At 65.5% G+C, this 26,217-nt stretch carries 32 protein-coding genes; 15 read left to right on the forward strand and 17 right to left on the reverse strand.

The annotated features are described in order from the left end of the window. The first annotated feature begins 137 nt into the window (after window positions 1–137). The 4 genes from IVB23_RS25835 (at window position 138) to ychF (ending at window position 3,298) form a co-directional block, all read left to right on the forward strand. Window positions 138–389 carry an accessory factor UbiK family protein gene (locus tag IVB23_RS25835; protein WP_194391531.1) on the forward strand — a complete coding sequence of 84 codons (252 nt, stop codon included), beginning with the start codon at window positions 138–140 and terminating at the stop codon, window positions 387–389. Between the two features lie 279 nt (window positions 390–668). After that, window positions 669–1,388 (forward strand): 50S ribosomal protein L25/general stress protein Ctc, encoded by a 720-nt coding sequence (locus tag IVB23_RS25840; protein ID WP_061877444.1) that lies wholly within the window; start codon window positions 669–671, stop codon window positions 1,386–1,388. Window positions 1,389–1,446: 58 nt separating this feature from the next. Next, window positions 1,447–2,052, forward strand: coding sequence for an aminoacyl-tRNA hydrolase (gene pth, locus IVB23_RS25845; RefSeq protein WP_061877445.1), 606 nt, complete (start codon window positions 1,447–1,449; stop codon window positions 2,050–2,052). A gap of 148 nt (window positions 2,053–2,200) precedes the next feature. Beyond that, the gene (ychF, locus tag IVB23_RS25850) at window positions 2,201–3,298 is read left to right on the forward strand and encodes a redox-regulated ATPase YchF (protein ID WP_197968965.1); all 1,098 of its coding nucleotides are present in this window, start codon (window positions 2,201–2,203) and stop codon (window positions 3,296–3,298) included. 142 nt (window positions 3,299–3,440) lie between these two features. On the opposite strand, the gene IVB23_RS25855 is transcribed toward ychF, so the two are convergent. Then, window positions 3,441–3,737, reverse strand: a complete 297-nt coding sequence (locus IVB23_RS25855; RefSeq protein ID WP_028176656.1) for a DUF4282 domain-containing protein — start codon at window positions 3,735–3,737, stop codon at window positions 3,441–3,443. A gap of 156 nt (window positions 3,738–3,893) precedes the next feature. Between IVB23_RS25855 and IVB23_RS25860 the strand changes: the two genes are divergently transcribed. From IVB23_RS25860 to IVB23_RS25870, 3 genes are all read left to right on the forward strand, one after another. Next, entirely contained in the window at window positions 3,894–4,346 is a 453-nt protein-coding gene (locus IVB23_RS25860; protein ID WP_247800488.1) for a MaoC family dehydratase, read from the forward strand. Then, window positions 4,346–4,828 carry a MaoC family dehydratase gene (locus IVB23_RS25865; protein ID WP_247800489.1) on the forward strand — a complete coding sequence of 161 codons (483 nt, stop codon included), beginning with the start codon at window positions 4,346–4,348 and terminating at the stop codon, window positions 4,826–4,828. Before IVB23_RS25860 ends, IVB23_RS25865 begins: the two co-directional genes overlap by 1 nt. 196 nt (window positions 4,829–5,024) lie before the next feature. After that, window positions 5,025–5,171, forward strand: coding sequence for a hypothetical protein (locus IVB23_RS25870; protein WP_164934669.1), 147 nt, complete (start codon window positions 5,025–5,027; stop codon window positions 5,169–5,171). Window positions 5,172–5,310: 139 nt separating this feature from the next. On the opposite strand, the gene IVB23_RS25875 is transcribed toward IVB23_RS25870, so the two are convergent. The 5 genes from IVB23_RS25875 to IVB23_RS25895 form a co-directional block, all read right to left on the reverse strand. Beyond that, entirely contained in the window at window positions 5,311–5,448 is a 138-nt protein-coding gene (locus IVB23_RS25875; protein WP_165935882.1) for a hypothetical protein, read from the reverse strand. Window positions 5,449–5,873: 425 nt separating this feature from the next. Further along, window positions 5,874–6,296: a hypothetical protein gene (locus IVB23_RS25880; protein WP_061877449.1), complete on the reverse strand. Its 423-nt coding sequence runs from the start codon at window positions 6,294–6,296 to the stop codon at window positions 5,874–5,876. A 357-nt stretch (window positions 6,297–6,653) separates the two neighbouring features. Continuing rightward, window positions 6,654–7,565, reverse strand: coding sequence for a hypothetical protein (locus IVB23_RS25885; protein WP_247804963.1), 912 nt, complete (start codon window positions 7,563–7,565; stop codon window positions 6,654–6,656). Between the two features lie 373 nt (window positions 7,566–7,938). Beyond that, on the reverse strand, window positions 7,939–8,379 hold the full coding sequence (locus IVB23_RS25890) for a nuclear transport factor 2 family protein (protein WP_131869214.1): 441 nt from the start codon (window positions 8,377–8,379) through the stop codon (window positions 7,939–7,941). 236 nt (window positions 8,380–8,615) lie between these two features. Next, entirely contained in the window at window positions 8,616–9,062 is a 447-nt protein-coding gene (locus tag IVB23_RS25895) for a nuclear transport factor 2 family protein (protein WP_247800490.1), read from the reverse strand. A gap of 400 nt (window positions 9,063–9,462) precedes the next feature. Here IVB23_RS25895 and IVB23_RS25900 point away from each other — a divergent pair, with 400 nt between their 5' ends. Continuing rightward, window positions 9,463–9,612, forward strand: coding sequence for a hypothetical protein (locus IVB23_RS25900; protein ID WP_197488641.1), 150 nt, complete (start codon window positions 9,463–9,465; stop codon window positions 9,610–9,612). Window positions 9,613–9,716: 104 nt separating this feature from the next. On the opposite strand, the gene uvrB is transcribed toward IVB23_RS25900, so the two are convergent. The 4 genes from uvrB to IVB23_RS25920 form a co-directional block, all read right to left on the reverse strand. Beyond that, entirely contained in the window at window positions 9,717–12,680 is a 2,964-nt protein-coding gene (gene uvrB, locus IVB23_RS25905; RefSeq protein ID WP_247800491.1) for an excinuclease ABC subunit UvrB, read from the reverse strand. A gap of 94 nt (window positions 12,681–12,774) precedes the next feature. Beyond that, window positions 12,775–13,002, reverse strand: a complete 228-nt coding sequence (locus IVB23_RS25910; protein WP_247800492.1) for a hypothetical protein — start codon at window positions 13,000–13,002, stop codon at window positions 12,775–12,777. 54 nt (window positions 13,003–13,056) lie between these two features. Then, complete coding sequence (locus IVB23_RS25915; RefSeq protein ID WP_061877454.1) at window positions 13,057–13,278, reverse strand: hypothetical protein; 222 nt, start codon at window positions 13,276–13,278, stop codon at window positions 13,057–13,059. 114 nt (window positions 13,279–13,392) lie between these two features. Further along, a complete protein-coding gene (locus IVB23_RS25920; protein ID WP_061877455.1) occupies window positions 13,393–14,307 on the reverse strand; it encodes a LysR substrate-binding domain-containing protein in 915 nt (304 codons plus the stop codon). 326 nt (window positions 14,308–14,633) lie between these two features. On the opposite strand from IVB23_RS25920, the gene IVB23_RS25925 reads away from it, so the two are divergent. The 3 genes from IVB23_RS25925 (at window position 14,634) to IVB23_RS25935 (ending at window position 16,460) form a co-directional block, all read left to right on the forward strand. Next, window positions 14,634–15,413 (forward strand): sulfite exporter TauE/SafE family protein, encoded by a 780-nt coding sequence (locus IVB23_RS25925; protein WP_197967537.1) that lies wholly within the window; start codon window positions 14,634–14,636, stop codon window positions 15,411–15,413. Further along, window positions 15,410–15,640, forward strand: coding sequence for a hypothetical protein (locus tag IVB23_RS25930; RefSeq protein ID WP_028176669.1), 231 nt, complete (start codon window positions 15,410–15,412; stop codon window positions 15,638–15,640). Before IVB23_RS25925 ends, IVB23_RS25930 begins: the two co-directional genes overlap by 4 nt. A gap of 121 nt (window positions 15,641–15,761) precedes the next feature. Further along, on the forward strand, window positions 15,762–16,460 hold the full coding sequence (locus IVB23_RS25935) for a glutathione S-transferase family protein (RefSeq protein ID WP_247800493.1): 699 nt from the start codon (window positions 15,762–15,764) through the stop codon (window positions 16,458–16,460). A 191-nt stretch (window positions 16,461–16,651) separates the two neighbouring features. Here IVB23_RS25935 and IVB23_RS25940 read toward each other — a convergent pair whose 3' ends face one another. Beyond that, the gene (locus IVB23_RS25940; RefSeq protein ID WP_061877459.1) at window positions 16,652–16,852 is read right to left on the reverse strand and encodes a cysteine-rich CWC family protein; all 201 of its coding nucleotides are present in this window, start codon (window positions 16,850–16,852) and stop codon (window positions 16,652–16,654) included. Window positions 16,853–16,965: 113 nt separating this feature from the next. Here IVB23_RS25940 and IVB23_RS25945 point away from each other — a divergent pair, with 113 nt between their 5' ends. The 3 genes from IVB23_RS25945 to IVB23_RS25955 all read left to right on the forward strand — a co-directional run bounded on the left by IVB23_RS25945 (window position 16,966) and on the right by IVB23_RS25955 (window position 20,230). Further along, window positions 16,966–18,510, forward strand: coding sequence for a DUF1800 family protein (locus IVB23_RS25945; protein ID WP_247800494.1), 1,545 nt, complete (start codon window positions 16,966–16,968; stop codon window positions 18,508–18,510). A 2-nt stretch (window positions 18,511–18,512) separates the two neighbouring features. Then, window positions 18,513–19,730: a DUF1501 domain-containing protein gene (locus IVB23_RS25950; protein ID WP_247800495.1), complete on the forward strand. Its 1,218-nt coding sequence runs from the start codon at window positions 18,513–18,515 to the stop codon at window positions 19,728–19,730. A gap of 176 nt (window positions 19,731–19,906) precedes the next feature. After that, window positions 19,907–20,230 carry an antibiotic biosynthesis monooxygenase gene (locus IVB23_RS25955; RefSeq protein ID WP_024340421.1) on the forward strand — a complete coding sequence of 108 codons (324 nt, stop codon included), beginning with the start codon at window positions 19,907–19,909 and terminating at the stop codon, window positions 20,228–20,230. Between the two features lie 12 nt (window positions 20,231–20,242). Here the strand turns inward: IVB23_RS25955 and IVB23_RS25960 are convergent, their stop codons facing one another. The 6 genes from IVB23_RS25960 to IVB23_RS25985 all read right to left on the reverse strand — a co-directional run bounded on the left by IVB23_RS25960 (window position 20,243) and on the right by IVB23_RS25985 (window position 24,122). Then, a complete protein-coding gene (locus tag IVB23_RS25960; protein WP_247800496.1) occupies window positions 20,243–21,184 on the reverse strand; it encodes an aldo/keto reductase in 942 nt (313 codons plus the stop codon). A gap of 257 nt (window positions 21,185–21,441) precedes the next feature. Beyond that, window positions 21,442–21,897, reverse strand: a complete 456-nt coding sequence (locus tag IVB23_RS25965; RefSeq protein ID WP_247800497.1) for a GNAT family N-acetyltransferase — start codon at window positions 21,895–21,897, stop codon at window positions 21,442–21,444. A 72-nt stretch (window positions 21,898–21,969) separates the two neighbouring features. Beyond that, window positions 21,970–22,782 carry a PAS-domain containing protein gene (locus IVB23_RS25970; protein WP_061877463.1) on the reverse strand — a complete coding sequence of 271 codons (813 nt, stop codon included), beginning with the start codon at window positions 22,780–22,782 and terminating at the stop codon, window positions 21,970–21,972. Window positions 22,783–22,910: 128 nt separating this feature from the next. Further along, window positions 22,911–23,069 (reverse strand): hypothetical protein, encoded by a 159-nt coding sequence (locus tag IVB23_RS25975; protein ID WP_061877464.1) that lies wholly within the window; start codon window positions 23,067–23,069, stop codon window positions 22,911–22,913. 73 nt (window positions 23,070–23,142) lie between these two features. Continuing rightward, window positions 23,143–23,319, reverse strand: coding sequence for a hypothetical protein (locus tag IVB23_RS25980; RefSeq protein ID WP_162832045.1), 177 nt, complete (start codon window positions 23,317–23,319; stop codon window positions 23,143–23,145). 152 nt (window positions 23,320–23,471) lie between these two features. Then, on the reverse strand, window positions 23,472–24,122 hold the full coding sequence (locus IVB23_RS25985; protein ID WP_197967545.1) for a glutathione S-transferase family protein: 651 nt from the start codon (window positions 24,120–24,122) through the stop codon (window positions 23,472–23,474). A 566-nt stretch (window positions 24,123–24,688) separates the two neighbouring features. On the opposite strand from IVB23_RS25985, the gene IVB23_RS25990 reads away from it, so the two are divergent. After that, window positions 24,689–25,891 carry a pyridoxal phosphate-dependent aminotransferase gene (locus IVB23_RS25990; protein WP_247800498.1) on the forward strand — a complete coding sequence of 401 codons (1,203 nt, stop codon included), beginning with the start codon at window positions 24,689–24,691 and terminating at the stop codon, window positions 25,889–25,891. Window positions 25,892–26,217 lie beyond the last annotated feature (326 nt).

Raw genomic sequence — 26,217 nt, forward strand, 5'->3', positions numbered from 1 at the left:
TTCTTATGCAGGCACGTTGAATACGATTGCAAGGAAACCGGTTCATGACAAGGATACCGGCGATCGGCCCTTGAACCGTTCGATGCGGATTGCCATTGTCTTTTCGAGAGTTCGCGCAAAGTTTATCGGAGGCCGAGATGACCCAGACCAGCAACCGGTTGTTCGACGAGATCGGCCGCCTGATGAACGACGCCGCCGGTGCCGCCCAGGGCGTCAAGCGCGAGTTCGACACCGTGATGCGCACCCAGGCGGAAAAATTCCTGCGCGACATGGACCTCGTCAAGCGCGAGGAGTTCGAGGCGGTCAAGGACATGGCGCGCCTCGCGCGCGAGGAGAACGAAGCGCTGAAGGCGCGGATTGCAGCGCTGGAGGCCAAGCTCGGGGGGTAGGTTCTTGCCGTCATTCCGGGGCGACGCGCAGCATCGAACCCGGAATCTCGAGATTCTCAGGTGCGCAATTGCGCACCCTAGTTCGGCCGCTATCGCGACCGCCCCGGAATGACGGCAAGCTAGGCACGGCCTATCAGCCCATTCTCCTTGTCATTTCCGCATCTTCCGGGTAAAAGCCCGCCACGTTCGCGGCCCCCGCACCCCTGGAGGCTTGCTGCGGATGATGCCATGGGCCGCGCTGCGGCCCATTAACTTTTGCAAAAACAAGGACTTAACGACATGGCGACGACCGTCAAGGAATTGAAGGCGACCGCACGTCCGAAGAGCGGCAAGGGGGCCGCCCGGGCTGAGCGTCGCGCCGGCAGAGTGCCCGGAGTGATCTACGGCAACAACCAGCCCCCGCTGACGATCTCGGTCGAAGATCGTGAACTGCGCCAGCGCATCCTCGCCGGCCGGTTCCTGACCACGCTGGTCGACATCGACCTCGAGGGCAAGAAGCACCGCGTGATTCCGCGCGACTACCACCTCGATCCGGTCAAGGATTTCCCGATCCATGTCGACTTCATGCGGCTCGGCGAAGGCGCCACCATCCGCATCAGCGTTCCCCTGCACGTGGTGAAGGCTGAAACCTCCCCGGGCGTGAAGCGCGGCGGCACGGTCAACATCGTCGCCCACGCGATCGAGCTCGAATGCGGCGCCGAGAGCATTCCGCAATACATCGAGGTCGATGTCGGCTCGCTCGAAATCGGTCACTCGCTGCATCTGTCGGATGTCAAGCTGCCGGCCGGGGTGAAGGCGCTGACCCGCGAGGACGCGACCCTCGTCACCATCGTGCCGCCGTCCGGCTACGCCGAAGAGCAGAAGGCCGCGGCTGCGGCGGCTGCCGGTGGCGCGGCTCCGGGCGCTGCGGCGGCTCCGGCGGCTGGTGCGGCTGCTCCGGCTGCTGCTGCTCCGGCGGCGGCTGCCAAGGCTCCCGCCGGCGGCGACAAGAAGAAGTAATCTCTCAAGGCTGGCGCGCGGTCCTTGATCGCGCGCCGAGCGAGGGGCGCGCCGCGTCATGCGACTCTTTGTTGGGCTCGGCAATCCCGGCGCGAAATACGCACGTAACCGGCACAATATCGGCTTCATGGCCGTCGACGAGATCGCGCGGCGTCATGGCTTTGCGCCATGGCGCCGTCGTTTTCAGGGCGAGACTTCGGAAGGTGCGCTGGGCACTGAGCGCGTGATCCTGCTCAAGCCCATGACCTACATGAACGAGTCCGGTCGCAGCGTTCAGGAAGCGGCAGGCTTCTTCAAGATCGCCGAAGGCGACGTCACCGTGTTCCATGACGAGCTCGAGCTGCCGCCGGGCAAGGTGCGGGTGAAGATCGGCGGCGGCATCGCCGGCCACAACGGCCTGCGCTCGATCTCGGCCCATATCGGCAACGACTATCGCCGGGTGCGGCTCGGCATCGGTCATCCCGGCGTCAAGGAACTGGTGCACGGCCACGTGCTGTCGGACTTCGCCAAAGCCGACAACGAATGGGTGGCGACGCTCTGCGACGCCGTCGCCGAGCACGCCGCGCTGCTTGCCAAGGGCACGGACGCGACCTTCGCCAACAGGGTGCATCTCGCCATGCAGGCGAAGGGTTTTTTGACCAAGGACGAGAACGGCAAGGAATAGGGTCGCCGTTTTCTCCGTCATGCCCGGACAGAAGCGCGAAGCGCGTCTTCGCGCTAGATGTTCCGGGCATCTACGTTCTTCGTTCTGCGCGTCAAGGCGTGGATGGCCGGGACGAGCCCGGCCATGACGAATACGGATAGAGGATACCATGGGATTCAAATGCGGGATCGTCGGATTGCCCAATGTCGGCAAGTCGACCTTGTTCAATGCGCTGACCGAGACGGCCGCGGCGCAGGCCGCGAACTATCCGTTCTGCACCATCGAGCCGAATGTCGGCGAGGTCGCCGTGCCCGATCCGCGGCTGGAGAAGCTCGCCGCCATCGCCAAGTCCGGCCAGATCATTCCGACGCGGCTGACCTTCGTCGACATCGCCGGCCTCGTGCGCGGCGCTTCCAAGGGCGAAGGCCTCGGCAACCAGTTCCTCGCCAATATCCGCGAGGTCGATGCCATCGCGCATGTGGTGCGCTGCTTTGAAGATTCCGACATCACCCATGTCGAGGGCAAGATCGCCCCGCTCGCCGACATCGAGACCATCGAGACAGAGCTGATGCTCGCCGATCTCGACAGTCTCGAGAAGCGCGTCGACAATCTCACCAAGAAAGCCAAGGGCAACGACAAGGACGCCAAGGAGCAGCTCGATCTCGTCAACCGCACCCTGGTGTTGCTGCGCGAGGGCAAGCCCGCGCGCCTCGTCGAGCGCAAGCCCGAGGAGGAGCGCGCCTTCTCCATGCTCGGCCTGCTGTCGTCCAAGCCCGTGCTCTATGTCTGCAACGTCGAGGAAGGCTCGGCCGCGACCGGCAATACGTTCTCGAAGGCCGTGCAGGAGCAGGCCGCCAAGGAAGGCGCGGTTGCCGTCGTCATCTCCGCGAAGATCGAATCCGAGATCGCCACCATTTCCCGCGAGGAGCGCGCCGAGTTCCTGGAGACGCTGGGGCTGGAGGAAGCCGGCCTCGACCGCCTGATCCGCGCTGGCTACACGCTGCTCGATCTCATCACCTACTTCACCATCGGCCCGAAGGAAGCGCGCGCCTGGACCATCCATCGCGGCACCAAGGCGCCGGCCGCGGCCGGCGTGATCCATACCGACTTCGAGAAGGGTTTCATCCGCGCCGAGACCATCGCGTATGAGGACTATGTCGCGTTCGGCGGCGAAGCCGGCGCGCGCGATGCCGGCAAGCTCCGCCTCGAAGGCAAGGAATACGTCGTCGCCGACGGCGACGTGATGCATTTCAGGTTCAATACGTAAGCACCAACATCGGCGCCGTAGGGTGGGTTAGACGAGCATATGCGCGAAGCGCATCTGCTCGGTGTAACCCACCACTGTCTCGGTCCGCGGAAACGGAAGAGGTGGGTTACGGCTTCGCCTAACCCACCCTACGAGACCAACCTCACCGTATCCCGCCGCCCTGGTCGCGGATCGCGCCGAGATGCTCGTTGATGCGGAAGACGATCAGGATCAGCTCCGCGACGATGCGCGAGAACACGATGCCGACCACGACGCTGGCAATCGAGGACAGCAGCACCAGGAAGCCGCCGAACGGGCTGATCGCCATCGCGGCCAGGCCAGAGAAGATGCCGGAGAGGCCGAACAGGCAGATCAGCGCGATCACCAGCCAGTAGAAGGTCTTGATGATCGTCGGCGTGATGAAGCGGTCCCATTGAAACAGGTCGCTGAATGAAAACATCGCTCTCCCCAGGGGCAAATCAGGCCTCGGCCGTCGGTAGATCCGACTCAGGATCAACGCCGACACCCCATATGTAGCACGAGCCATGCGGGCCGGCGGGTTGAGATTGCCGTAAAGTGCGGCCACAATCTGTCATTTCCGCCAACCAATCCCAAGATGACCCTGACCTTCGAAGATTTCCCGCCCGGCCGGTTCGGAACGTTCGGCCCGCGCCATGTCACCCGCGACGAGATATTGGCCTTTGCCGCCGAATTCGATCCGCAGCCGATGCACCTCGACGAGGCGGCGGCGGCGAAAAGCATGCTGCGCGGCCTGTCCGGCTCAGGCTGGCACCTGTGCTCGCTGATGATGCGGATGATGGCCGACGGCTTCATCACCGGCGCCGCGTCGCTCGGCTCGCCCGGCGTGGACGAGGTGCGCTGGCTGTCGCCACTTCGACCCGGCGACGATCTCATGCTCGACGTCGACGTCGTGGAGGCGCGCACCTCGAAGAGCCGGCCGGAGCTCGGCATCGTCAAATTCAAATGCACTGTGCGCAACGCGGCGGGGCAGGCGCTCGCCGAGATGACCTCGCCGATCCTGATCAAGCGGCGCGAGGGAGCGGTCTGATGCGGTTCTTCGACGACATCGCGATCGGACAGCGCCGCGAGATCGGCAGCTATACGTTCACGGCCGAGGCCATCAAGACATTCGCCGCAAAGTTCGATCCGCAGCGTTTTCACCTCGACGAGGAGGAAGGCAAGAACTCGCTGTTCGGCGGGCTCGCCGCCTCCGGCTGGCATGTCGGCTCGGCCTGCATGAGCCTGCTTGTCGCCGACGGCCAGCGTCTGGCGCGGGAAGCCGCAGCGCGCGGCGAGGAGGTCGCGGTGTGGGGCCCGTCGCCGGGCTTTCGCGACCTGCGCTGGATCAGGCCCGTGCTCGCCGGCGACACCGTTGCTTTCGTCAACGTCGTCGTCGACAAGCGCACCTCCGCCTCGCGCCCCGGCTGGGGCATTCTGACGGCCCGGACCACCGGCACCAACCAGCGCGGCGAGGAAGTCTATTCCATCACCGCCAGCGCGTTCGTGCCGACGCGTGCGAACAACGCTTAGACTCGTTCCAGAATGAACGTGCAAATGAGTGCGCGAGTGTTGCCCGCGTGCTATGGACGCGATTCCGGGTGGCTGCCATAAGCCTGCGCAACATGGTTACCGCGAGCAGTTTGGCGGAACCAGTGAGTTGCTAACTAATTATGAACCTGTCGCTGTCTATTTGAAACGAATTGGCAGAGAACAGGGGACGAGGACCATGGCAGACCGCGGCGCACTCAAATTCGTTGGATTCATCTTCGCGACCGCGACGCTCGCCGTGATGCTGGTCGCCGGCATGGTGGTGAAGGGCTATGCCGATGGTGGCTACACCCTTGAAGCCTCGACCGTGGAGGCCGCCCGATAAGGGGGCGCTGATTTCTGAAGCATGATCCGGAAGAGCGCGCAGCGATTTCAGGGACCATCTGCTCAAACGACAATCCGGACCGCGATGACGCTTCATCCGAATCGCATCGCACTTTAGGAGGGCGGAGTCCGGCCCTCTGTCAGCGGCTGTAGACGAACGCCAGCACCGCGATCGCAGCCGCCAGCAATCCGACAAAGCGCAGCATGATCGTGCCGAGCTGATTCGGCGCGGGCTGCAGCGATATAGGGTCCGTGTTGTCGGGCCGAATGCTTTCCATGACCTGTCCCCAGGGCTCGGCCAAAACGGCCACGAGCGCTTGGCGTTTGTCGCCGGAGAGGGGTGGAGGGTTCAAAGGTGGGGCTGTGCTGGGCCGCGTGAGTGTGTGACCGCGTGTTCACTGCCGCGCTGCCATGTCCTTCAGCCATCCCCTCCACCAGCCATCCCCTCCACGGTCATGCCCCGGCTTGCCGCCTTCGCTAAAGCTTCGGCGGCCGAGCACCCGCGTGGCCCGGCGTAGCCTTCGCGGAGACGGGACCGGGGCATCCAGTACGCCGCGGCCTCTCGGCTCCTGCCTCACCGTCTCGGAGTACTGGGATCGCCCGATCAAGTCGGGCGATGACACCTTCGTTGGGGAGATCGACCTCCAACAAAAACCGCCGCGCCCCTTCCGGAACGCGGCGGCCTGTGATGCGGTGCTTGCGATCAGCTGTTGCGCAGGCCGTCGGCGGCGCGCTTCCACTGCGCGACGTTGTCGGCGATCATGCGGGTCGACTTCATCGCGGCCTGGCTGAGCTGGGCGTAGCCGGAGATCTCGCGCTGGACGCGCTGGCCTTCGGCGTGGAGCAGGTCGCGCAGGCTCTCGAGCTCGGAGATCAGGTTCTCGATCTCGGCGAGCGACGTGCCGGCGACGCGCTGGATCAGCGAGTTCACGTTGTTGACGGTGGCTTCCGCGCTCGGGTCGAGCGGCGGCGCGTCGGTCGTGGTCGAGGCGGGGCGGCGCAGATAGGCGATGTCGTTGCGGACGAAATCGCGGATGCCGGCTTCGACCTCGGTCACGGCGGCAAGGTTGGTGTCGACCGTCTCGGTCTCGGTGGCTTCGATCTTTTCGGGACGGGTGGCGTTCATCGTTATTCCCCTGTTCGCGTTGAGCGCAGCGCGAGTGTCCCCGCACGACGACGTCTGTGAGGCTGCCTCATCAAGGCGTCCGAATTTGGCCGCAAATGGGCCGAGATGCGGCAAGGGGGGACGATTCAGGGGTTTTGCCGTGGCGCATGGTTAGGAGAGTATGAATGCTGTCGCGGCGACGCGAAGCTCTAGCCGGGTCGGCGGTCTGCTCCCTCGCCCCGCTTGCGGGGAGAGGGTTGGGGTGAGGGGGAGTCTCCGCAGGAACGGTGACAGAGGAGTTCGCGGAGAGTCCCCCTCACCCGGAATTTGCTTGCGCAAATTCCGGCCTCTCCCCGCAGGCGGGGAGAGGCGAAAGAGTCACCAGCTCTTCTTGAAGCCTGCCGTCACGCTCTTGTTGATCGCGCCCTGCGAGGTCTCGCCGACCGAGCCGGAGACGGTGACGTTGTCGAACAGCTTCTGCTCGGCGCCGATTCTGCGCAGCCATTTGTCGTCGGTGGTCGACAGCGTCTGGCCGGCGGTGATGCTGGTGCCGGTGTCGGTGAGGGTGACCTTGGCGGTCTGGTCGGTCTCGTAGTTGCGCGTGACATGTCCGCCGATGCCGGGGACCGCGGTGGTGCCCTGCTGGTTGACGCTGTAGCCGTTCTGCAGTGTCAGCGACGTGTCGCCCGACAGCGGCACCGACTTGGTCAGCGATGCCCCGATCTTGCTGTGCTCGGCGCCGGGATCGACCCGGGCCTCCACGGCGGTCTTGTCCCAGAGCGAGCCTGCGCCCGGCGCGGTCGCGGTGGCCCAGGCACTGCCGGAGGATTGCGGCAGGCTGCCGCCATTGGTGGCCTTCTGCGCCAGCAGCTCGGACATTGTCCGCGGCTCGCTCGTCACCGTCATGTCGGCGCCGATCCGCGTATCCCAGAACGAGAACACGGACTGCTTCACGGTCACGGCCGAGGAGCCGTTCGCATTGGGGTTCGAGGACCAGTCCAGGCCGTCCCTGGCTGCGGCCTGGGCGCGCTTCTTGGCAGCCATGGGGTCGATACCGGTCCCGGCATCGACCGCGAGCTGGCTCCAGTCGAGCTTGTCGACGTCGATGCCCTTGAGCACGTCGGGGTCGTTGACATCGGGGGTCTCGGCGGCCTGGGTCTCGGCCTCCTCGTCGGGCACTGCTGCGACCGGCAGAATGATCTGCGCCTGTAACGTCAGCACCGAGCCCAGAATGAATGCGGCCGCCAGCACCGGCAGCCTGGTCCAGCCAAACCCTGTCGAGAATTCCATCGTCCTGCCCGCGAACCCCAGCGCATGCTTGCCGCTAATATACATCGGCGTTCGGCCATGCGCCATTCCGCTCACAGGATGCTGATCCATCGTTGCGGAATTGTGGCGGTTCTCCAAAGGGGACGCGAACCAACGGGCCGCGCGAAACCGCGCGCGCCCGACGACGAGCTTTTGATGCGACGGCATCCGGCGGGGCTGGAGGCCAGGACGTCGCGATAGCCTTGTCGTCGGTCCCGACAAGCGGGGCCCGTTGGCGTCCCCCCTAAAGCGCGATGATCATCATCGCGCTTCAGGTTGTTGTTTGCGCATGATCTTTATCGGAAAACCGCTTCGCACTTTGCGCTAACGCGGCCCTTCGGGTCCGGATCATGCGTCAGCCGACGCTGGTCATCTTCGGCAGATGAATGGCGCGGCCGAGTGCCTGCTCGACCAGATCGAAGGTGTCGATCAGCACGCGCATGCTGACGAGCCTGCCCGCCCTGAACTGGGCGAACTGCGCCACGCGCAAGCTGATCGGCTTGTTGGAATCCAGTGCGGTCAGCGAATAGCGCAGCATCGAGGCGGCGGAATCGACGCCGAGCATGATGCTCTCGCGGTCGAAGCGGCGAACGTGGAAATTGTCGGCTAACTGGCGGATGACATCGAGCACGGCCTCCTTGCCCTGGCGCGCGCCGAGGAACGGAAACATGTCGATCGGGCCGTAGAGCGCCCACTCGACGTCCTCGTCGATGAGCGCTTCGATGTCCTCGAAATGCCGGTCGTTGATCGCGCGGTGCAACGCGCGCGAGAAACGCCAGAGGCTGTGCTCTGTCATTTTGGGCAGTCCTGAAGCTGGCTTGCGAAAGAAACGGAAAACAACCCCATGCACGGTCTGGTGCCGGGGCTCAACTCGTTTGTATACAAATAAAATAAGCGGTTTCGACCAAAACGCAATTCACATTTTTGCAATGCACCATTGAATGGAATTTGTAAGATTTACAACAGAACCCCGTAATCTTCCGGGTCTGTACGCAAGCCCCGGATGCGGGTTCCAGGCGAGGAGGAGACGCATCAATTCCCCCGCGCTCCCGTGATCAGCGGCCCGATCTCCCGCTCCAGCACCTGCTGTACCAGGTCGTAGGAATCGATGATTTCGCGGATCTCCGCCACCAGCCCGCCGCGGAAGGTGTAGAACACCGCCATGTCGAACTGCACGATGCGGTCGTTGCTGCGCTTCCTGAAATAGGTGTGCAGGTAGGTCGCGACCGCCTCGCCCTCGGCGAGGATGTGCGGCGCCTTGTAGCGGATGTCCGAATAGCGCGACCAGACCGTCTGCCAGAGCTCACGCAGCTCGGCCTTGCCGTGGCGCGGCACCATGTGCGGCAGCACGTCGATCGGCGCGTGGGTGAGGAAGTCGACGTCGTCGGTGCAGCACGCCAGCGCCGCCTCGATATCGCCCCGCGCGAAAGCCTCGAGCAGATGCACGATGCGTTGGCGATTCAGCTTCTCGACCGTCATCCTGCCCGTCCTTGTCTGGTCCTGTGGCGTCGCGCAGCGCCAAGGCGCGGTCGCGCGCACCGGCAATCCGCTAGGTCACAGGGACGTTGCAGACGATATGACGCGCGAGCGCCATGCCTGGTTCATGGCATGCAATTGCGGGTTGAATTGCGGTATGCAGGAATTTTCCGCCCATCCGGTTGCGTGGCGCGGATGGCGTAATGCGTTCGGGGCAGGTGGAGGCGCCTATGCGCCGTCTCGCAGGACGTGGCGCGCTCAGGCGCCGCCAGAGTCATGTGAGATGGTGCTGCCGCCCGCGGGGGAGAGGCGAAGTCCGCGGCCGCACCGCGTGACCCATCTCACATCACCCCAGATATCCCGCCCAACGTCATCCCCGTCTCAACAGGGAGAATTCCCGGCCTTGTTCAGGACCGTCTATGAACCAGAATTCTTCGAGGCCCATCTGTCGCTCTTCGACAAGATCACGGCCTGGCGCACCCTGCCCGTCGCCTCGCTCCAGCTCGTGACGATCTTGCTGCTGCTGCCGGTGATGACGGCGAGCGTGGGGTGAGGAGAGCAAATCTCTCCTCGTCATTCCGGGGCGCTGCGAAGCAGCGAGCTATGATGCGCAATTGCGCATCTGAGAATCCATAGCCACCACTCGCGCGGTTGCGCCTACCTCTTCTTCCACCCACCCCGTCGCCCCGGCATTCCGCCCGTCGACTTCGGCGCGGGTCCGAACTCCGGTCCGGACTGCCGCGAATCCGTCGGCTGGATGATCCGGCTGGTGCTGCCGAACGGCTTTGACGGCAGCGCGCGGTTTTCGCGGTAGGGCAGGGATTCCGGGCCGTGCATCTCGTCGAGATGAGGCTTGTGCACCTTCGAGCCGCTGCCGCCGCTGGCTTTCAGCGCGGAGCTCACGGTCTTCTTCTTCATGGCGCTGACCGGCAAGTTCGCGGCGTCGCCGTACTTCTTCGCGCCGGCATAGGCGCCGGCCTTGCCCTGCACGGTGCGTTGCTTCGCGGTGGGGTCGTCGACCACCGCGAGCTCTGTCGCGCGCAGGCGCTTGACCTCGTCGCGCAGGCGTGCGGCCTCCTCGAAGTTCAGGTCGGCCGCGGCCTCGCGCATGCGGGTTTCGAGATCGGCGAGCACGGCCTCGAAATTGTGGCCGATCGAGATGACGTCGTCGGTCATGTCGTGGCCGCCGACCTCGACCAGCACGTGGTCGCGCTCATAGACGGAGTTGAGGATGTCGCCGATCTGCTTCTTCACGCTCTCCGGCGTGATGCCGTTGGCGGTGTTGTACTCGACCTGCTTCTCGCGGCGGCGGTTGGTCTCGGCGATGGCGCGCTCCATCGACCCGGTCATCTGGTCGGCATAGAGGATCACCTTGCCGTCGACATTGCGCGCGGCGCGGCCGATGGTCTGGATCAGCGAGGTCTCGCTGCGCAAAAAACCTTCCTTGTCGGCGTCGAGGATCGCGACCAGGGCGCATTCGGGAATGTCGAGGCCTTCGCGGAGCAGGTTGATGCCGACCAGCGCGTCGAACGCGCCGAGTCGCAGGTCGCGGATGATCTCGATACGCTCGATGGTGTCGATATCGCTGTGCATGTAGCGGACGCGTATGCCCTGCTCATGCAGGTATTCGGTGAGATCCTCCGCCATGCGCTTGGTCAGCACCGTGATCAGCGAGCGATAGCCGGCCTGCGCGGTGGCGCGCACCTCGCCGACGAGATCGTCGACCTGCGTACGCGCCGGGCGGATGTCGACGGGCGGATCGATCAGGCCCGTCGGGCGAATGACCTGCTCGACGAAGACGCCGCCGCTCTCGTTCAGCTCCCAGCTGCCGGGCGTCGCCGACACCGCGACGGTCTGCGGCCGCATCATGTCCCACTCCTCGAAGCGCAAGGGGCGGTTGTCCATGCAGGAGGGCAGGCGGAAGCCGTATTCGGCCAGCGTCGCCTTGCGGCGGAAGTCGCCGCGGAACATGGCGCCGATCTGCGGGATGGTGACGTGGCTCTCGTCGGCGAAGATCAGCGCGTTGTCGGGGACGTATTCGAACAGCGTCGGCGGCGGCTCGCCGGGGCGGCGTCCCGTGAGATAGCGCGAATAGTTCTCGATGCCGGCGCAGCTTCCGGTCGCTTCCATCATCTCGAGGTCGAAGGTGGTGCGCTGCTCCAGCCGCTGCGCCTCCAGCAGGCGTCCCTGGTCGTGCAACTGGTCGAGCCGCTGCTTCAGCTCGAACTTGATCGACTTGATCGCCTGCACCAGGGTCGGGCGCGGCGTCACATAGTGCGAATTGGCGTACATCTTGATGAATTCGAGCTCGTCCTGCTTGTGGCCGGTGAGCGGATCGAACTCCTCGATGGTCTCGATGGTGTCGCCGAACAGGTTCACGCGCCAGGCGCGGTCTTCATAGTGCGCCGGGAAGATGTCGATGACGTCGCCGCGGACACGGAAGGTGCCGCGGGTGAAATCCGCCTGGGTGCGCTTGTATTGCAGCGCGACGAGGTCGGCGATGAGCTGGCGCTGGTCGATGCGCTCGCCCTTCTTCAGCGCGAACGTCATCGCGGTGTAGGTCTCGACCGAACCGATACCGTAGATGCAGGACACCGACGCCACGATGATGACGTCGTCGCGCTCGAGCAGCGCGCGCGTCGCCGAGTGGCGCATGCGGTCGATCTGCTCGTTGATCGAGGAATCCTTCTCGATATAGGTGTCGGTGCGGGGGACGTAGGCCTCCGGCTGGTAATAGTCGTAGTACGAGACGAAATACTCGACCGCGTTGTCCGGGAAGAAGTTCCTGAACTCGCCGTAGAGCTGGGCGGCCAGCGTCTTGTTCGGCGCCAGGATCAGGGCCGGGCGCTGCGTCGCCTCGATCACCTTGGCCATGGTGTAGGTCTTGCCCGAGCCGGTGACGCCGAGCAGCACCTGCGAGCGGTCGTTGCGGTTGATGCCCTCGACCAGTTCGGCGATCGCGGTCGGCTGGTCGCCCTTGGGCTCGTAGGACGACTTGATCTCGAAGCGCACGCCGCCTTCGGACTTCTCCGGGCGCGGCGGCCGGTGCGGCGTCCACACCTTCATGGAGCCGTCGCCCTTGCGGAACTCCGGCCGGCCCTCGCGGATCAACGACTCCAGCGCATCCGCGGTGGCCTTGACGCCGAGCGCCTCCATCTTGCTACGCGGCGGGCGGGCCAATGCCTCGGCATCGTCCTCCTCGGTCGGCAGTCCAAGCTGCCGCGCCAGTTCCGGATCGAGCGTCGGGATCGTAGCCGCGGTGCCGTAATTGGCCTGCGGCGCTTCGTCCAATCCTGCAAGCTCACTGGACTGACGGGCGCCCGGCGGCTGCGGATTGGGCCGCAGCGGCATCGGCCGTGCGGCATCCTGCGGGAACTCCTTCGGCGTCGAAGCCCGCGCCCGATGCGCGGCGGCCTCGCCTCCGGCGCGGCGGTCGCGCGAATTGTCCGGCGGCGGCTGCAGCCCCGTACCGGATCCGAGGCCCGCATCGCCGCGATTGATCGCGGGATTGAGCAACTCGGCCAGCGCCGGCCCGATCGGCTGCACGTCGGGGCGGTGTGCCTTCGAGTTCGGAGCCTTGGTTTTCGGGGATTTTGCGGGGGGAGCAGGTTTCTTCGCCATCAGGCGAATATGGGACGAGTCCGCCCCGCAATAAAGGGCGATTGGCCGCCTCCATGCAGGCTGCTGACAGCAGGTTGGCAGCAGGCCGGGACCTTCAGGCCGCCGGCAGCGGCCCGCCGTCGTCTTCGGCCGGGACATGCGGCTCGAGGATGTCGAGATGGATGCCGCCGCAATCGCTGCAGCGCATGGCCCAGTACTCGCATCCGGCGCGGCCGGGGATCACGCGGAGCACCGCGAGATCGCCGTCGCATTCCAGGCAGTTGGACAGCACCGCACGGATGTAGATCCGCGGCCGCGCTGCGTCGGTTTCGATGATGGACATGACCGGTGTTCCCCCTGCGCGCTTTTTCTCTGGTCCGCCCGCGGACCCGCTGGGCTATTCGTCGCCTTCGGCCCGCCGGCGAAAACGATCGATGTGGTGCTTGGCATCGGCGATCGCCGCATCGGGATCGGGCCAGGCGAAGCCGACTTCCATGGCAGGAAACAGCACGCCGTCGATGGCTACCGGGCTGAAATCGGCCCGGCGGATCCGCGCGTGCCACAGCCCCTTGCCAGCTTCGAAGGATTCGATGTCAAAGCCGTCGTAAAGGGTCGTCATGAGTGTAAGGTCCCACTTTTTTTCGGAGGGTCAGGGGACCACGATTACGGGTTTCAGAATGTGAAGCGGTTCACAAGCGACGTGGCTTTTTTGCTCAAGCTTGTCGAAAAGACTTCAGTTCCGCGCGCCGGCGCGGCCGATCCGGCGGGGGCGGGCGGCGGGTTCCGAGGCCGCGCGCATGATCCAGCGGCGGAAGGCGGCAAAGTCGCGCTGCTCGGTCTGAAAGCTGCGATAGAGCAGGTACCAGCGCATGCCCTTGGGCACCGAGAGGTCGAGAGGCGCCACCAGCCGGCCGGCCGCGAGATCGTCGTCGATATAGGGCCGGATGCCCATGGCGATGCCGAGCCCGTCGGCGGCGGCCTGCAGCGCCTGGCCGTAGAACTGGAACTCGGGCCCCCGCGCGTTGATCCGCGCAACGCCCGCGGCCTTCAGCCAGATCGGCCAGTCCTCGGGCGAGTGCGCGACGCGGATCAGGCTCGGTCCCTTCAGGTCGGCCGGACGCTTCAGCCCGCCCGCGAGGCGTGGCACGCAGACCGGCGTCAGGTCGCCGGCAAACAGCGGCTCGGCGACGAGGCCGGGCCAGTCGCCGGTGCCGAGCTTGATGCCACAGCTCCAGTCCTCGCCGAACGGCACCGACGCGCCGCCGGTGGTGAAGCGCACCTCGATGTCGGGCTCCTCGTTGCGAAACTCGGACAGGCGCGGGATCAGCCAGCGCATCGCAAAGGTGTGGCCGACGCCGATGGTGAGCACGCGCACGCTCGAAGGCGCCGTCACCTGCGCGGTGAGGCTCGCCAGCGCATCGAAGATCGGGGTCAGCCCGCTCTGATAGGCGCGGCCGGCCTGCGTCAGCACCAGACGGTTGGCCTTGCGCTCGAACAACGCGACGCCGAGCCGCTCTTCGAGCAGATGCACCATGCGGCTGACGGCGGCCGCCGACACGCTCAGCTCCAGCCCGGCCGCAGCAAAGCTGCCGGTCCGCGCCGCCGCCTCGAACGCCTTGATGCCGTTGAGAAACAGCAGTCGCCGCAAATGCAAGACCCTTATGCAAGACCCTCAGGAAAGCTGATGCCAGGGCAAGATAACTCAGTTTGCGCGAGGCGAGCAAGCGAGGCACTAGAATGAGCGCAATTCCTGCTGATTTGTTGGAGCGCGGGCGCGGCCTCTTCGCCTCTCCCCGCTTGCGGGGAGAGGCTGGAATCCAAGCAGAGCTTGGATTCCGGGTGAGGGGGACTTTCCGCGAGTCCAACTGCCACTTCCCTTGCGGAGGGTCCCCCTCACCCCAACCCTCTCCCCGCAAGCGGGGCGAGGGAGTGAAACAGTTTGCGTCCCTCACTCGCCCTCAGGAGATTCCTTTCGTGACGCCCCTCATGATCGCGGCCCTCGGATTGCTGATGGTCGCCACCGCATTCCTGTCCGGGCTGTTCGGCATGGCGGGCGGGCTGATTCTGATCGGTGTGCTGCTGGCCCTGATGCCGCTGCCGACCGCGATGGTGCTGCATGCGATCACGCAGATGGCCTCGAACGGCTGGCGCGCTTTCTTGTGGCGGGCGCATATCCGCTGGCGGCCGGTCGCGAACTATATGGTTGGCGCTGCCGTCGCGCTCGTAGCCTGGTCGCTCACCCGCTACGTGCCGGACAAGCCGGTGGCGCTGCTGATGTTGGGTGCCACGCCGTTCATGGCGCGACTCCTGCCGGCGAACATCAAGCCCGATCCCGACCGTCTCTGGCAGGGCACGGTCTACGGCACGATCTGCATGGGCCTGATGCTGATGACCGGCGTCTCCGGCCCGCTGCTCGACACCTTCTTCCTCGGCGGCAATTTCGGCCGGCGCGAGAAGGTCGCGACCAAGGCGATGTGCCAGCTCGTCAGCCATTTCACCAAGCTGGTCTATTTCGGCGGCATCATCGACCAGGCGGCGAGCCTCGATCCCGTTCTCGCCGGCGTTGCGATTGCGGCCTCGATGCTCGGCACCACGCTGGCGCGGCGCATCCTCGAAGCCATGACCGACCAGCAATTCCTGGCATGGTCGAACAAGCTGATCACCACCATTGCCTGCTACTACATCGCCTATGGCGGCTGGCTCCTAGTCCGTACCCCGGTGCTGGCTGCCTTCGACAAGGGAGGTTTGCAATGAGCCGCAACGCCGATCCGCTGGTGCTGGACTTCGTCGAATGGGTCGCGCGCGAGCCGCGCGCCTATGCCGAGGTAATCGCGACCTGGAAGACCTCCTGCCCGCGCCTCACCATCTGGGAAGACGCCGCGGATCGCGGCTACGTCGCCCGCGAGACGATAGCCGGCGTGGGGCTGGTCATCGCGGTGACGGAGGACGGCGAGAGGCTGCTGCGCACCAACGGGCGGTGATCTCTCCACATCGTCATTGCGAGCGCCAGCGAACCAATCCAGAATGCTTCCGCGGCGACAGTCTGGATTGCTTCGTCGCAGGAGCTCCTCGCAAGGACGGAGCATGAGGAGGCGCCAGCCCATGTCACTCAAACTCTACGAGCTCGTTGGCACCGATGCGTCGCGTCCGTTCAGCCCGTATTGCTGGCGCACGCGGATGGCGCTGGCGCACAAGGGGCTGGCGGCGGAATCGCTGCCCTGGCGTTTCACCGAGAAGAGCGCGATCGCGCCGCATGGCTCGGAGAAGGTGCCGGTGCTGTTGCACGACGACAAGCCCGTGGTCGATTCCTGGACCATCGCGAATTATCTGGAGGACAAGTTTCCCGATCGTCCGTCGTTGTTCGGCGGCGAGGGCGGCCGCGCCATGGCGCGCATGATCAATGCCTTCGGCGACATCGCCATCGTCGGCGGCATCTTTCCGCTTGTAGTCGCCGACATCCCGAACAACCTCGCCGAGGTCGACGCCGCCTATTTCCGCAAGTCGCGCGAGGCGCGCTTCGGCGGCAAGAGCCTGGAAGAGGTGATGGCGAGCCGCGACACCGGCGTGGTCGCGTTCCGCAAATCGCTGGAGGTGATGCGGCAGACCTTGAAGAAGCAGCCCTATCTTGGCGGCAACGCGCCGAACTACGCCGACTACATCGTGTTCGGCGGTTTTCAGTGGGCGCGCGTGGTCAGTCCGTTCAAGCTGCTGGAGGTGGACGATCCGGTCCATGCTTGGCGCGAAAGACTGCTCGACGCGTTCGACGGCATGGCGCGGACATCGCCGGGGTTTGCGGCGTAGGGCACACTCTTTCCACTGTCGTCCCCGCCTAGTGCGCAATTGCGCACGGGGCGCGGGGACCCATACCGCGTGATCTATCGGTTGCTGATGGTACTCGTCCCGAACGTCCAGTCTTCGCCAAAATTCTGCCTGGGGTTATGGGTCCCCGCGTGCGCGGGGACGACACTCGCGTGTGTCGCGCGCTCTCGCATCTAACGAGCAGCGCTCGCCGCTGCCGCCTTGCGCAAACACTCCCGGCACAGACAATCCTCGCCCGCGAGCGGCATCGGCAGTTTCGCCGTCTCCTCCGCGCACCAGCACGTGCCCGAGAGGTCGCAGCCGAACTCGGCGCCGCAGCGGGAGCAGGCGAGGCGGCGCGGTTCCTGCAACGCGGATTCTTTCGGATTTGTCATGATCTACGCCGAAGCTTCGCCGTCATTTTCATGTCGAGTTCATCTGTCGCTGCGGTATATTACGCGCCGCGCACGTATCAGGAAAGCGGCTCCAACGCGCGAAGGACAGATCGATGGCCCGCGATATGCAAGCTGCCCTCGTCGCGCTCAACCGCTTTGGCTTCGGCGCCCGCGGCGGCGCGTCGGGCGATCTCATCAACGCAAGCTCCGACCCGCGCGGTTTCGTGAAGGCCGAGCTTGCGCGTCCCAACGGCGTGCTGCTGGAAGCGCCGGGACTGCAATCGACGCCGCAACTCGGGCAGGCCGTCTTTGCCTATCAGGACCAGGTCAAGCAGGCGCGCGAGGCTGCGAAGGCTGCCGCGCCCGCTGAGACGCCGCCGGCCGCACCGACCGAACTCCGCCGCAATCCCTCCCTGAACGCGGCGGCGACGGAGATCGCAGGCCAGATGGCGGAGGCGAAGCCTGCGGACAATGCGGCAAAGCCGGACGCCATGCAGCCCAACGCGGCGGCACCGCCGGCCGCAAAGCCCGCGCCGCAGCCGCTCAACGTGATCCAGAAGACCTTTCGCGCCGAAGCGCTGGCGCGGTTGCAGCGCGCGACGCTGGCCGAGTGCGGCTTCACCGAGCGCCTCGTCGCCTTCTGGTCCAACCATTTCTGCATCTCCGCCAGCAAAGGCGAATTGGCGCGGATCTGGGCCGGCGCGTTCGAGCGCGAGGCGATCAGGCCGCACGTGCTCGGGCGCTTCCCCGACATGCTGAGGGCGGTCGAGCAGCATCCCGCGATGCTGTTCTTTCTCGACAACCAGCAATCGCTCGGACCGGATTCTCGCGCCGGGCAGAATCGCAAGCGCGGGCTGAACGAAAATCTCGCGCGGGAGATCATGGAGCTGCATACGCTCGGCGTTGGCGGCGGCTACACGCAAGGCGACGTCACCTCGCTCGCGCGCATCATCACCGGCTGGACCTTCGCGGGCCGGCAGGGGCAGCTAGGGTCGCCCGGCTCCTTCGTCTTCAGCGTCAATGCGCATCAGCCCGGGCCGCAAGTCCTGCTCGGCAGGAGCTACGAGGCCACCGGGCTCGCACAGGGCGAAGCAGCGCTCGCCGACCTCGCGCGGCATCCGTCGACCGCGAATTTCATCGCCACCAAATTCGTCTGTCACTTCGTCGCAGATGATCCGCCGCCGGCGCTCGTCGGGCGCCTGCGCGATGTCTTCGTCAAGTCCGACGGCGATCTCAAGGCGCTTGCCATGGCGCTGGTCGATTCCGATGAAGCGTGGAAGGCGCCGCTGACCAAGATGCGCTCGCCTTACGATTTCCTGGTCGCGAGCGGCCGGCTGCTCGCGCAGGTGCCGGAGGACCCGAGCCGCTATCTCAGCGGCCTCAACCTGCTCGGTCAGCCGCTATGGTCGCCGCCCGGCCCCAACGGCTTTCCCGACACCAATGCCGCCTGGGCCGCGCCTGAAGGCATCAAGCTCAGGCTGGACATCGCGGCGCAGATCGGCGCGCGGCTCGGCAACAACATCGATCCGCTCGACCTCCTGGAGTTCGCAGCCGCCGACGCGGCCTCGATCGAAACGCGCAAAACCATCGAGCGCGCGGAGTCGCGACAGCAGGCGCTGGCGCTGCTGTTGATGTCGCCGGAAATGCAGAGGAGATGAAGATGATCGACTGCGTCGAAAACCGGCTCCTCACCTCGCGCCGCGGCCTGCTGCTCGGCGGCGCTTCCTTCGCGGCCTGGGCCTACCTGCCGAAATTCGCCCGCGCCGCCGATGGGCGCGATCCACGATTGATCGTGGTGATCCTGCGCGGCGCGCTCGACGGTCTCTCGACGGTCGGTCCGATCGGCGACCCCGACTATGCCGGCCTGCACGGCTCGATAGCGCTCACCGCTGATGGTGCGCATCCCGCGATCATGCTCGATTCCTTCTTCGCGCTGCATCCGGCGATGCCGGAATTTGCGCGCATGTATCGCGACAGGCATGCGGCGGTGATCCATGCGGTGGCGACGCCCTATCGCGACCGCTCGCATTTCGACGGCCAGGACGTGCTCGAAAGCGGCTTTGCCGGCCCGGGCCGCGTGCAGTCCGGCTGGCTCAACCGCGCGCTGGAAGCGCTGCCGCGCGGCGAGCGCGTGTCGAGCGGTCTGGCCGTCGGGCCGACCACGCCGCTGGTGCTGCGTGGCAACGCGCCCACCGTCGGCTGGGCGCCGGTGGCGCTGCCGCAGGCCGACGACGACACCGCGATGCGCCTCATGGGGCTCTACCGTCACCGCGATCCCGCACTGGCCTCGGCCTTGTCGCAAGGCCTCCAGCTCGACAAGGCCGCGAGTGGCGACGACATGAAAGCGACGCGCGGCAACGCCGTCGCACAGATGCGGCAGGTCGCGCGCGGCGCGGCGAAGCTGATGGCGGCCGACGATGGCCCGCGCATCGCCGCGCTCGCCTTCGACGGCTGGGACACGCATGCCAATGAAGGCGGCCCTGTGGGGCGTCTCGCCTTCCTGCTCGGAGGCCTCGACGGCGCGCTCGCCGAGTTCGAAAGCGGCCTGGGGGATCGCTGGCGCGAGACCGTCGTCGTCGTCGCCACCGAGTTCGGCCGCACCGCGCGCATCAACGGCACCGACGGCACCGATCACGGCACGGGAACGATCGCGCTGCTCGCAGGCGGCGCGGTGAAGGGCGGCCGCGTCATCGCCGACTGGCCCGGCCTCAAGCTCGCCAACCTCCACGAGGCCCGCGACCTCAAGCCGACGACGGACCTGCGCTCCGTGATCAAGGGCGTGCTGCAGGACCGGTTCGGGCTGTCCGACCGCGTGCTGGCGGAGACGGTGTTTCCGGATAGCGCAAGCGCAAGGCCGATGAAGGGGCTGGTGGCTTAGGCCGTCATTCCGGGGCGCGCGGCTTGTCCGCCGAAGCTCGAAGAGCGAAGGCGGAAGCGCGAACCCGGAAATCCATTCATCGACTTGTTCTGTGGCGAAATGGATTCCGGGCCTGCGCCTTGCGGCGCATCCCGGAATGACGACATGATGGGCCGAGCATCAGGAGAGACCACCCAATGTACATCGCCATGAACCGCTTCCGCGTCGCCAAGGGCTCCGAGGCTGCTTTCGAGCAGGTCTGGCTTTCGCGCGACACCCATCTCGACAAGGTGCCGGGCTTCGTCGAATTCCATCTGCTGAGGGGCCCCGAGCTCGAGGACCACACGCTCTACGCCTCCCACACCGTGTGGGCGAACCACGCCGCGTTCGAGGCCTGGACCAAGTCGGAGGCGTTTCGCGCGGCGCATCACAAGGCGGGAGACAACAAGCCGCTTTATCTCGGCCATCCCCAGTTCGAGGGCTTCGAGGTGGTGCAGACGGTCGGCCGCGGCGCCAAGTAGCGCGCGCAGAGCTCAGCCCAGAGTGATCCTGTCGATCTCCGCCATCTCATCCGCGCTGAGTTTCCAGGCGATCGCCTTCACGTTCTCCTCGATCTGCTCGACGCGCGTGGCGCCTGCGATCACACTCGACACCTGCGGGCGCGCGGCGAGCCAGGAGAAGGCGAGCTCCAGCATCGAGCGGCCGTGCGCCTTGGCGAAGGCCTGGAGCTTCTCGACCATGTCCTCGTTGCGCGGCGTGACGTAACGGTCGCGCAGCGCCGGCGCCTTGGCAAAGCGCGTGTCGGCGGGTGCCGCCGCGCCGCGCTGGTACTTGCCCGTCAGCAGGCCGCTCGCCAGCGGGAAGAACGGCAGCAGGCCGAGCCTGTACTCCTGCGCCGCCGGCAGCAGATCCTTCTCGATATCGCGCACCAGCAGTGAGTATTCGTCCTGGCAGGAGACGAAGCGGCTGACATTCATCGCGCGCGCGGTGAACTCGGCTTCCGCGATCCGCCAGGCCGGGAAGTTGGAGTTGCCGATGTAGCGCACCTTGCCTTGCCGGATGAGATCGTCGAGCGCACGCAACGTCTCCTCCATCGGCGTCAGCGGATCGTAATCGTGCTGCTGGTAGAGGTCGATGTAGTCGGTCTTGAGCCGCCTCAGGCTCGCCTCGACCGCATCCATGATGTAGCGGCGCGAGGCGCCCTGCCTGGTGCCGTCGGTCGCCATCGGCTTGGCATATTTGGTGGCGAGCACGATGTCCTTGCGGCGGTCGCCGAGCACGGTGCCGAGCACCGTCTCCGAGCCGCCCATCCCGGCATAGATGTCGGCGGTGTCGAACAGGGTGATGCCGTGATCGAGCGCGCGATGGATCACCTTGCGCGAGGTCTCAAGATCCGTGCGCTGGCCGAAATTGTTGCAGCCGAGCCCGACCGCAGACACGCGAAGGCCGGAGGCGCCGAGATTGCGAATTTCCATGGGAGATCCTGTCAGATGAGCAGCGGCACATTGTGACCACCGTGCGCCGCATCAGCAAGCCGATGCCTGCGCTGCTGCCATGCAGACAATCCCGGACAAAAAAATGCGGCCCCTGTCAGACGCGGCGACTGACGGGGGCCGCTTTGGGGCGCTTGATCGGTGACGGGGGGCCTGACCAGACGCAGGCGCAGCGTAGTCTTGCTGTGTTACGCCCGGGTGACAGGCGGAGTTATCCACAAGGCTTCAGGGCGCAGGACTCAGAAGATCTTGCGATAGACGATGAAGCCGGACCGCTCCGCGACCTTGTCGTACAGGCGCTGCGCCGTCAGATTGGTCTCGTGCGTCTGCCAGTACACGCGCGGCGATCCCGCGAGCTTTGCCCGCTCATAGACGCCATGGATCAGCGCCGAGGCAACGCCCTTGCCGCGCGCTGCCTCGAGCGTGAACAGGTCCTGCAAATAGCAGGACGGCTCGATCGCGGTGGTGCTGCGATGAAACAGATAATGCGTCAGCCCGAGCAGGCGGCCGTCCTCCTCGGCCACCAGCGCATGCATCGGCTCATAGGCATCGAAGAAGCGCTGCCACGTCATCTTCGTAATCTCGGGCGCCAGGGCGGTCGGGCCCGAGCGGCCGTAGAAGGCGTTGTAGCCGTCCCACAGCGGCAGCCATTGATCGTAATCCTGCCTCGTGACGGCGCGAATGGTGAGCGACATGTGAAATTCCCGCGATCGATGAAGCGTCCTTCATACGTGATGGTCGCACTGCCGATCAATCGCGCCGTCGCGTCACTCCGCGATGCGCAGGTAGCGGGTCAGCTTGCGGTTTGCGGGGTCGCGCAGCGAGCGGTAGTAGTCGGCGCGTGATGGCTCGTCGGTGTGGCGCACGAGGTCGGTCACCGGGGTGTAGCTCAGCATGCGTCCACCGTCGGGCAGCGCGGTGCAGACGAAGCGCAGCACCTCGCCGTTGCTCAATTTGATGTTGATCGGCGTGGCATCGCCGCCCCGCACCATCTCCATGCGGCGCGCGATGAAGGTGCCGAGTTCGTCCTCCGGCAGCTCGAACGCGCCGATGTCGCGGCCGTGATACATCAGCGCGATGAAGGGCGGCTTACGTTCGGCGATCTGGTCGGGCAGTGCAAAATAATCGCGGAACGCGCGGTTGATGAATTCGGCCCGGGTCTCGGCATCGAGCAGCACGATGCCGATATCCACCTGGTCGAGCGCGGCCGACAGCCGCGCGGCCGTGGCGTGGCTCCGGCGCTCGGCCGCGACCGTGCCGAGCAGCCGCTCGCGCATCAGGCCGGTGATGCCGGCGGTGCCGACAGCCGTGACGGTCAGGAGACCGAGCCGGACCAGATCGGCGGCGCCATAGCCGGAAACGCCGTGGCGGTTGAGGAAGAACAGCGCCGCGCCGATCACTGCGACAACGGCCGTCGTCATGGCGGAGGCGAGCCCCGCGAGCGCGCCGGCGAGAGCCACGATGCAGACCAGCAGCGGCGCGGGCGAGGGGGTTGGGATGAAGCGATCGAACAGCGTCGCCAGCAGCAGGGCGGCTGCCGTCAGCACCGGACCGGAGATCGCACGCCATCCGAGCCGCATGGGCCAGTCTCGCTCCTTCCGAACGAGGTCAGGCCGCAACACTGACTGATTGTTGCGTGACTGCGATGCGGTTTCGTGAGGCGTGCTTAAGGCGCGCTTGCGTGCAACCCTCAAGCTTTCCGATGATTTTAGACCATGTGCGCGTGCTTGACGCGCTGTTGCAGCGTGGGCGCATTCAGGGTCGACGTCCCCGTGCCCTTGCGCGTGCCGACGATGATCAACAGCGACGCCGCGACCAGGATGGCCGCGGTCAGGGTGATTGCAACGACTACCACAGGTGATTTCATCGACGTCCTGTCGCGATGCCGGTCGGCGCGGGCCGCGCGGCGCCCTGAAGGCAGGTCCAGGATGAAACGGGAATCAGACCGGCAGGCCCATCGCCATGGTCGCCTTGGTCGACAGCACCGTCAGGGTGACGATCAGGCACAGCGAGAGCGCGGCGACGGCGAGCGAGGCCGCGACCGCATGGGTGAGCCGGGAAGACGCGACGGTAGCGGATGGGCTCTGAAAGCCTGCCGTGCCGGACGCCCGCATCATGGTCTAAATCCTTCAACACGCGAGCGAATCACCCGCGACTTTCCGGAATTTCCCAGTTTCAACCGGCAATATTGCGGCGGCCATCGCGCCAAAAATGGCGAGATTGCGGCAAACGGGCCCTTGTGCCCGCTATTCGCGCAGGCGCGGCGCCGTCAGGCGCCCGCCGCGATGCTGGCGGGGTCGTCGATGTCGGCTGGGCGCCAGTCCATGGTCACGAAGCCGGGCGCGGCTTCGACGCGCGCGAGCCAGTCCCGGATCGCCGGGAAGGTGGAAAGATCGAAGTCGCAACGGTCGGCGAGGTGGGTGTAGCCATACAGCGCGATGTCGGCGACCGTGAGCTGGCGCGCGGCGAAATAGGCGTTGGTCTTGAGATGGTTCTCCATCACCTGGAGCGCGCCATAGCCGCGCTCCATCCAGTCCTCCAGCGAATGGGTCTGGAGATCGCGGCCACCCTTGACCAGCGACAGCCAGAAATAGGCGGCGCCGATGTTCGGTTCGAGCGCGTGCTGCTCGAAGAACATCCATTGCAGCGCCTCGGCGCGATCGATGCGGTTTTCCGGCGCAAGCGGCGTGCCGACGGCGACGTACCAGAGAATGGCATTGGACTCGGCGAGATGGCGGCCCTCGCCGACCTCGAGCAGCGGCACCTGTCCCGACGGGTTCTTGCTGAGAAAGTCCGGCGTGCGGCTCTCGCCGCGCAGGATGTCCACCTCCACCGCTTCGTAAGGCAGGTTGAGCAGCGCCAGCGCAAGGCGGACCTTGTAGCTGTTGCCCGAGCGTTGCATCGAATAGAGCTTGTACATTCTGCAGTTCGAATCCGAGGACGTGAAGACGCGGCGATCGTTGCCCCCGCGAGGCGGCTAAACAATGATGCCGATGCGAATCCGCCGCAAGAGCCGGCCAATAGAAAAACTCGAAAACCCTGCCGCACTGCAACGTTGCGGAAGATCATTTCCGCGCGAGCATGCAATTCAGCTCACGCTTGCGTCAACGCGGGCATTGCTCGGCGAGATCATCAAGTGGGTAGGGATCGTATCGACGATCGGACGGACCAGTGCCCACGCATCGCCATGGCCGGGCTTGTCCCGGCCATTCACGTGTTGCCACATGGCAAGAAGTACGTGACTGGGCGGACAAGCCCGGTCATGCAAAATTGCTCCGAGGACAGGCCTTGCCGGATATGAGGAATTTGGCCGGCAAAGTTACGGAACATTGCGGTCGGGGCGCTCCGAAACGCCGGAAATCGGCAATCTTTTTCGAGATCGGGCCGAAGTTTCTTGCGGCGCAGCGGCACACGTTTTAGGGTGGCTCATTCCCACAATTGGAGTCGTGAGGCGAAAGGCTTCACGACGCTCGCCAGGAGATGATGATGTCCTTCCTTGCCGCTGCGCTCGACCGTGTGAAGCCGTCCGCGACCATCGCGGTCACGGATAAAGCACGCGCGCTGAAAGCGGCTGGCCGCAACGTCATCGGCCTCGGCGCCGGCGAGCCCGACTTCGACACGCCCGCCAACATCAAGCTGGCGGCGATCCACGCCATCGAGGCCGGCAAGACCAAGTACACCGCGGTGGATGGCATCCCCGAGCTGAAGGAAGCCATCATCGCCAAGTTTCAGCGCGAGAACGGCGTCGCCTACAAGCCGAACCAGATCATCGTCGGCACCGGCGGCAAGCAGGTGCTCTACAACGCGCTGATGGCGACCATCAATCCGGGCGACGAGGTGATCATTCCCGCGCCCTATTGGGTCAGCTATCCCGAGATGGTCGCGCTCGCCGGCGGCGAGCCGGTGCCGGTGGTCTGCACCGCGGCGACCGGCTTCAAGCTCCAGGCAGAGGCGCTCGAGCGCGCGATCACGCCGAAGACCAAATGGGTCATCCTGTGCTCGCCGTCGAACCCGACGGGAGCTGCCTACACGCGTTCGGAACTGAAGGCGCTCACCGACGTGCTGGTGAAGCATCCCCATGTCTGGGTGATGACCGACGACATGTACGAGCATCTCGTCTATGACGACTTCCAGTTCACCACCGTCGCGCAGGTCGAGCCGGGTCTGTACGACCGCACGCTGACCGTGAACGGTGTCTCCAAGGCCTATTGCATGACCGGCTGGCGTATCGGCTATGCCGGCGGTCCGGCGCATCTCATCAAGGCGATGGCGACGATCCAGTCGCAATCGACCTCGAACCCGTGCTCGATCGCGCAATGGGCCTCGGTCGAGGCGCTGAACGGTCCGCAGGAGTTCATTCCCGCCAACAACAAGGTCTTCAAGGAGCGCCGCGACCTCGTCGTTTCCATGCTCAACCAGGCGAGCGGCATCGAGTGCCCGCGCCCCGAAGGCGCGTTCTACGTCTATCCGTCCTGCGCCGGCACCATTGGCAAGAAAACGCCGTCGGGCAATGTGATCTCCAACGACGAGCAGTTCGTCACGGAGCTCCTGGAGACCGAAGGCGTCGCCGTGGTGCAGGGTTCGGCCTTCGGCCTGGGACCTGCGTTCCGCATCTCCTACGCGACCAAGACCTCGGACCTCGAAGACGCCTGCAAGCGCATCCAGCGCTTCTGCGGCAATCTGCGCTGAGGCTCTCGCGGAATGCGGTGAACCCCTCTCCCCTTGTGGGAGAGGGCGGATCGCCGCGAAGCGGCGAGACGGGGTTCTCTCTCCGCGAGTCCGTCTGCCAGTTCAATTCGCGGAGACAACCCCTCATCCGGCGCCATAGCCGAAGCTCCGCTTCGGCGTTGTTGAACGGCGGCCGAAGGCCGCCTATGCCACCTTCTCCCACAAGGGGAGAAGGAAGACAGCGCACCAATTCGTCGTGCGCGATCTGGCACCACCACGGCTGTTGTGGCATAGACCATCACGCAACACGGGTGGGGCGCTCTCTCTGCTCGCATCACATCATCGCC

Source organism: Bradyrhizobium sp. 191 (genome assembly GCF_023100985.1).
GTDB lineage: Bacteria > Pseudomonadota > Alphaproteobacteria > Rhizobiales > Xanthobacteraceae > Bradyrhizobium > Bradyrhizobium diversitatis.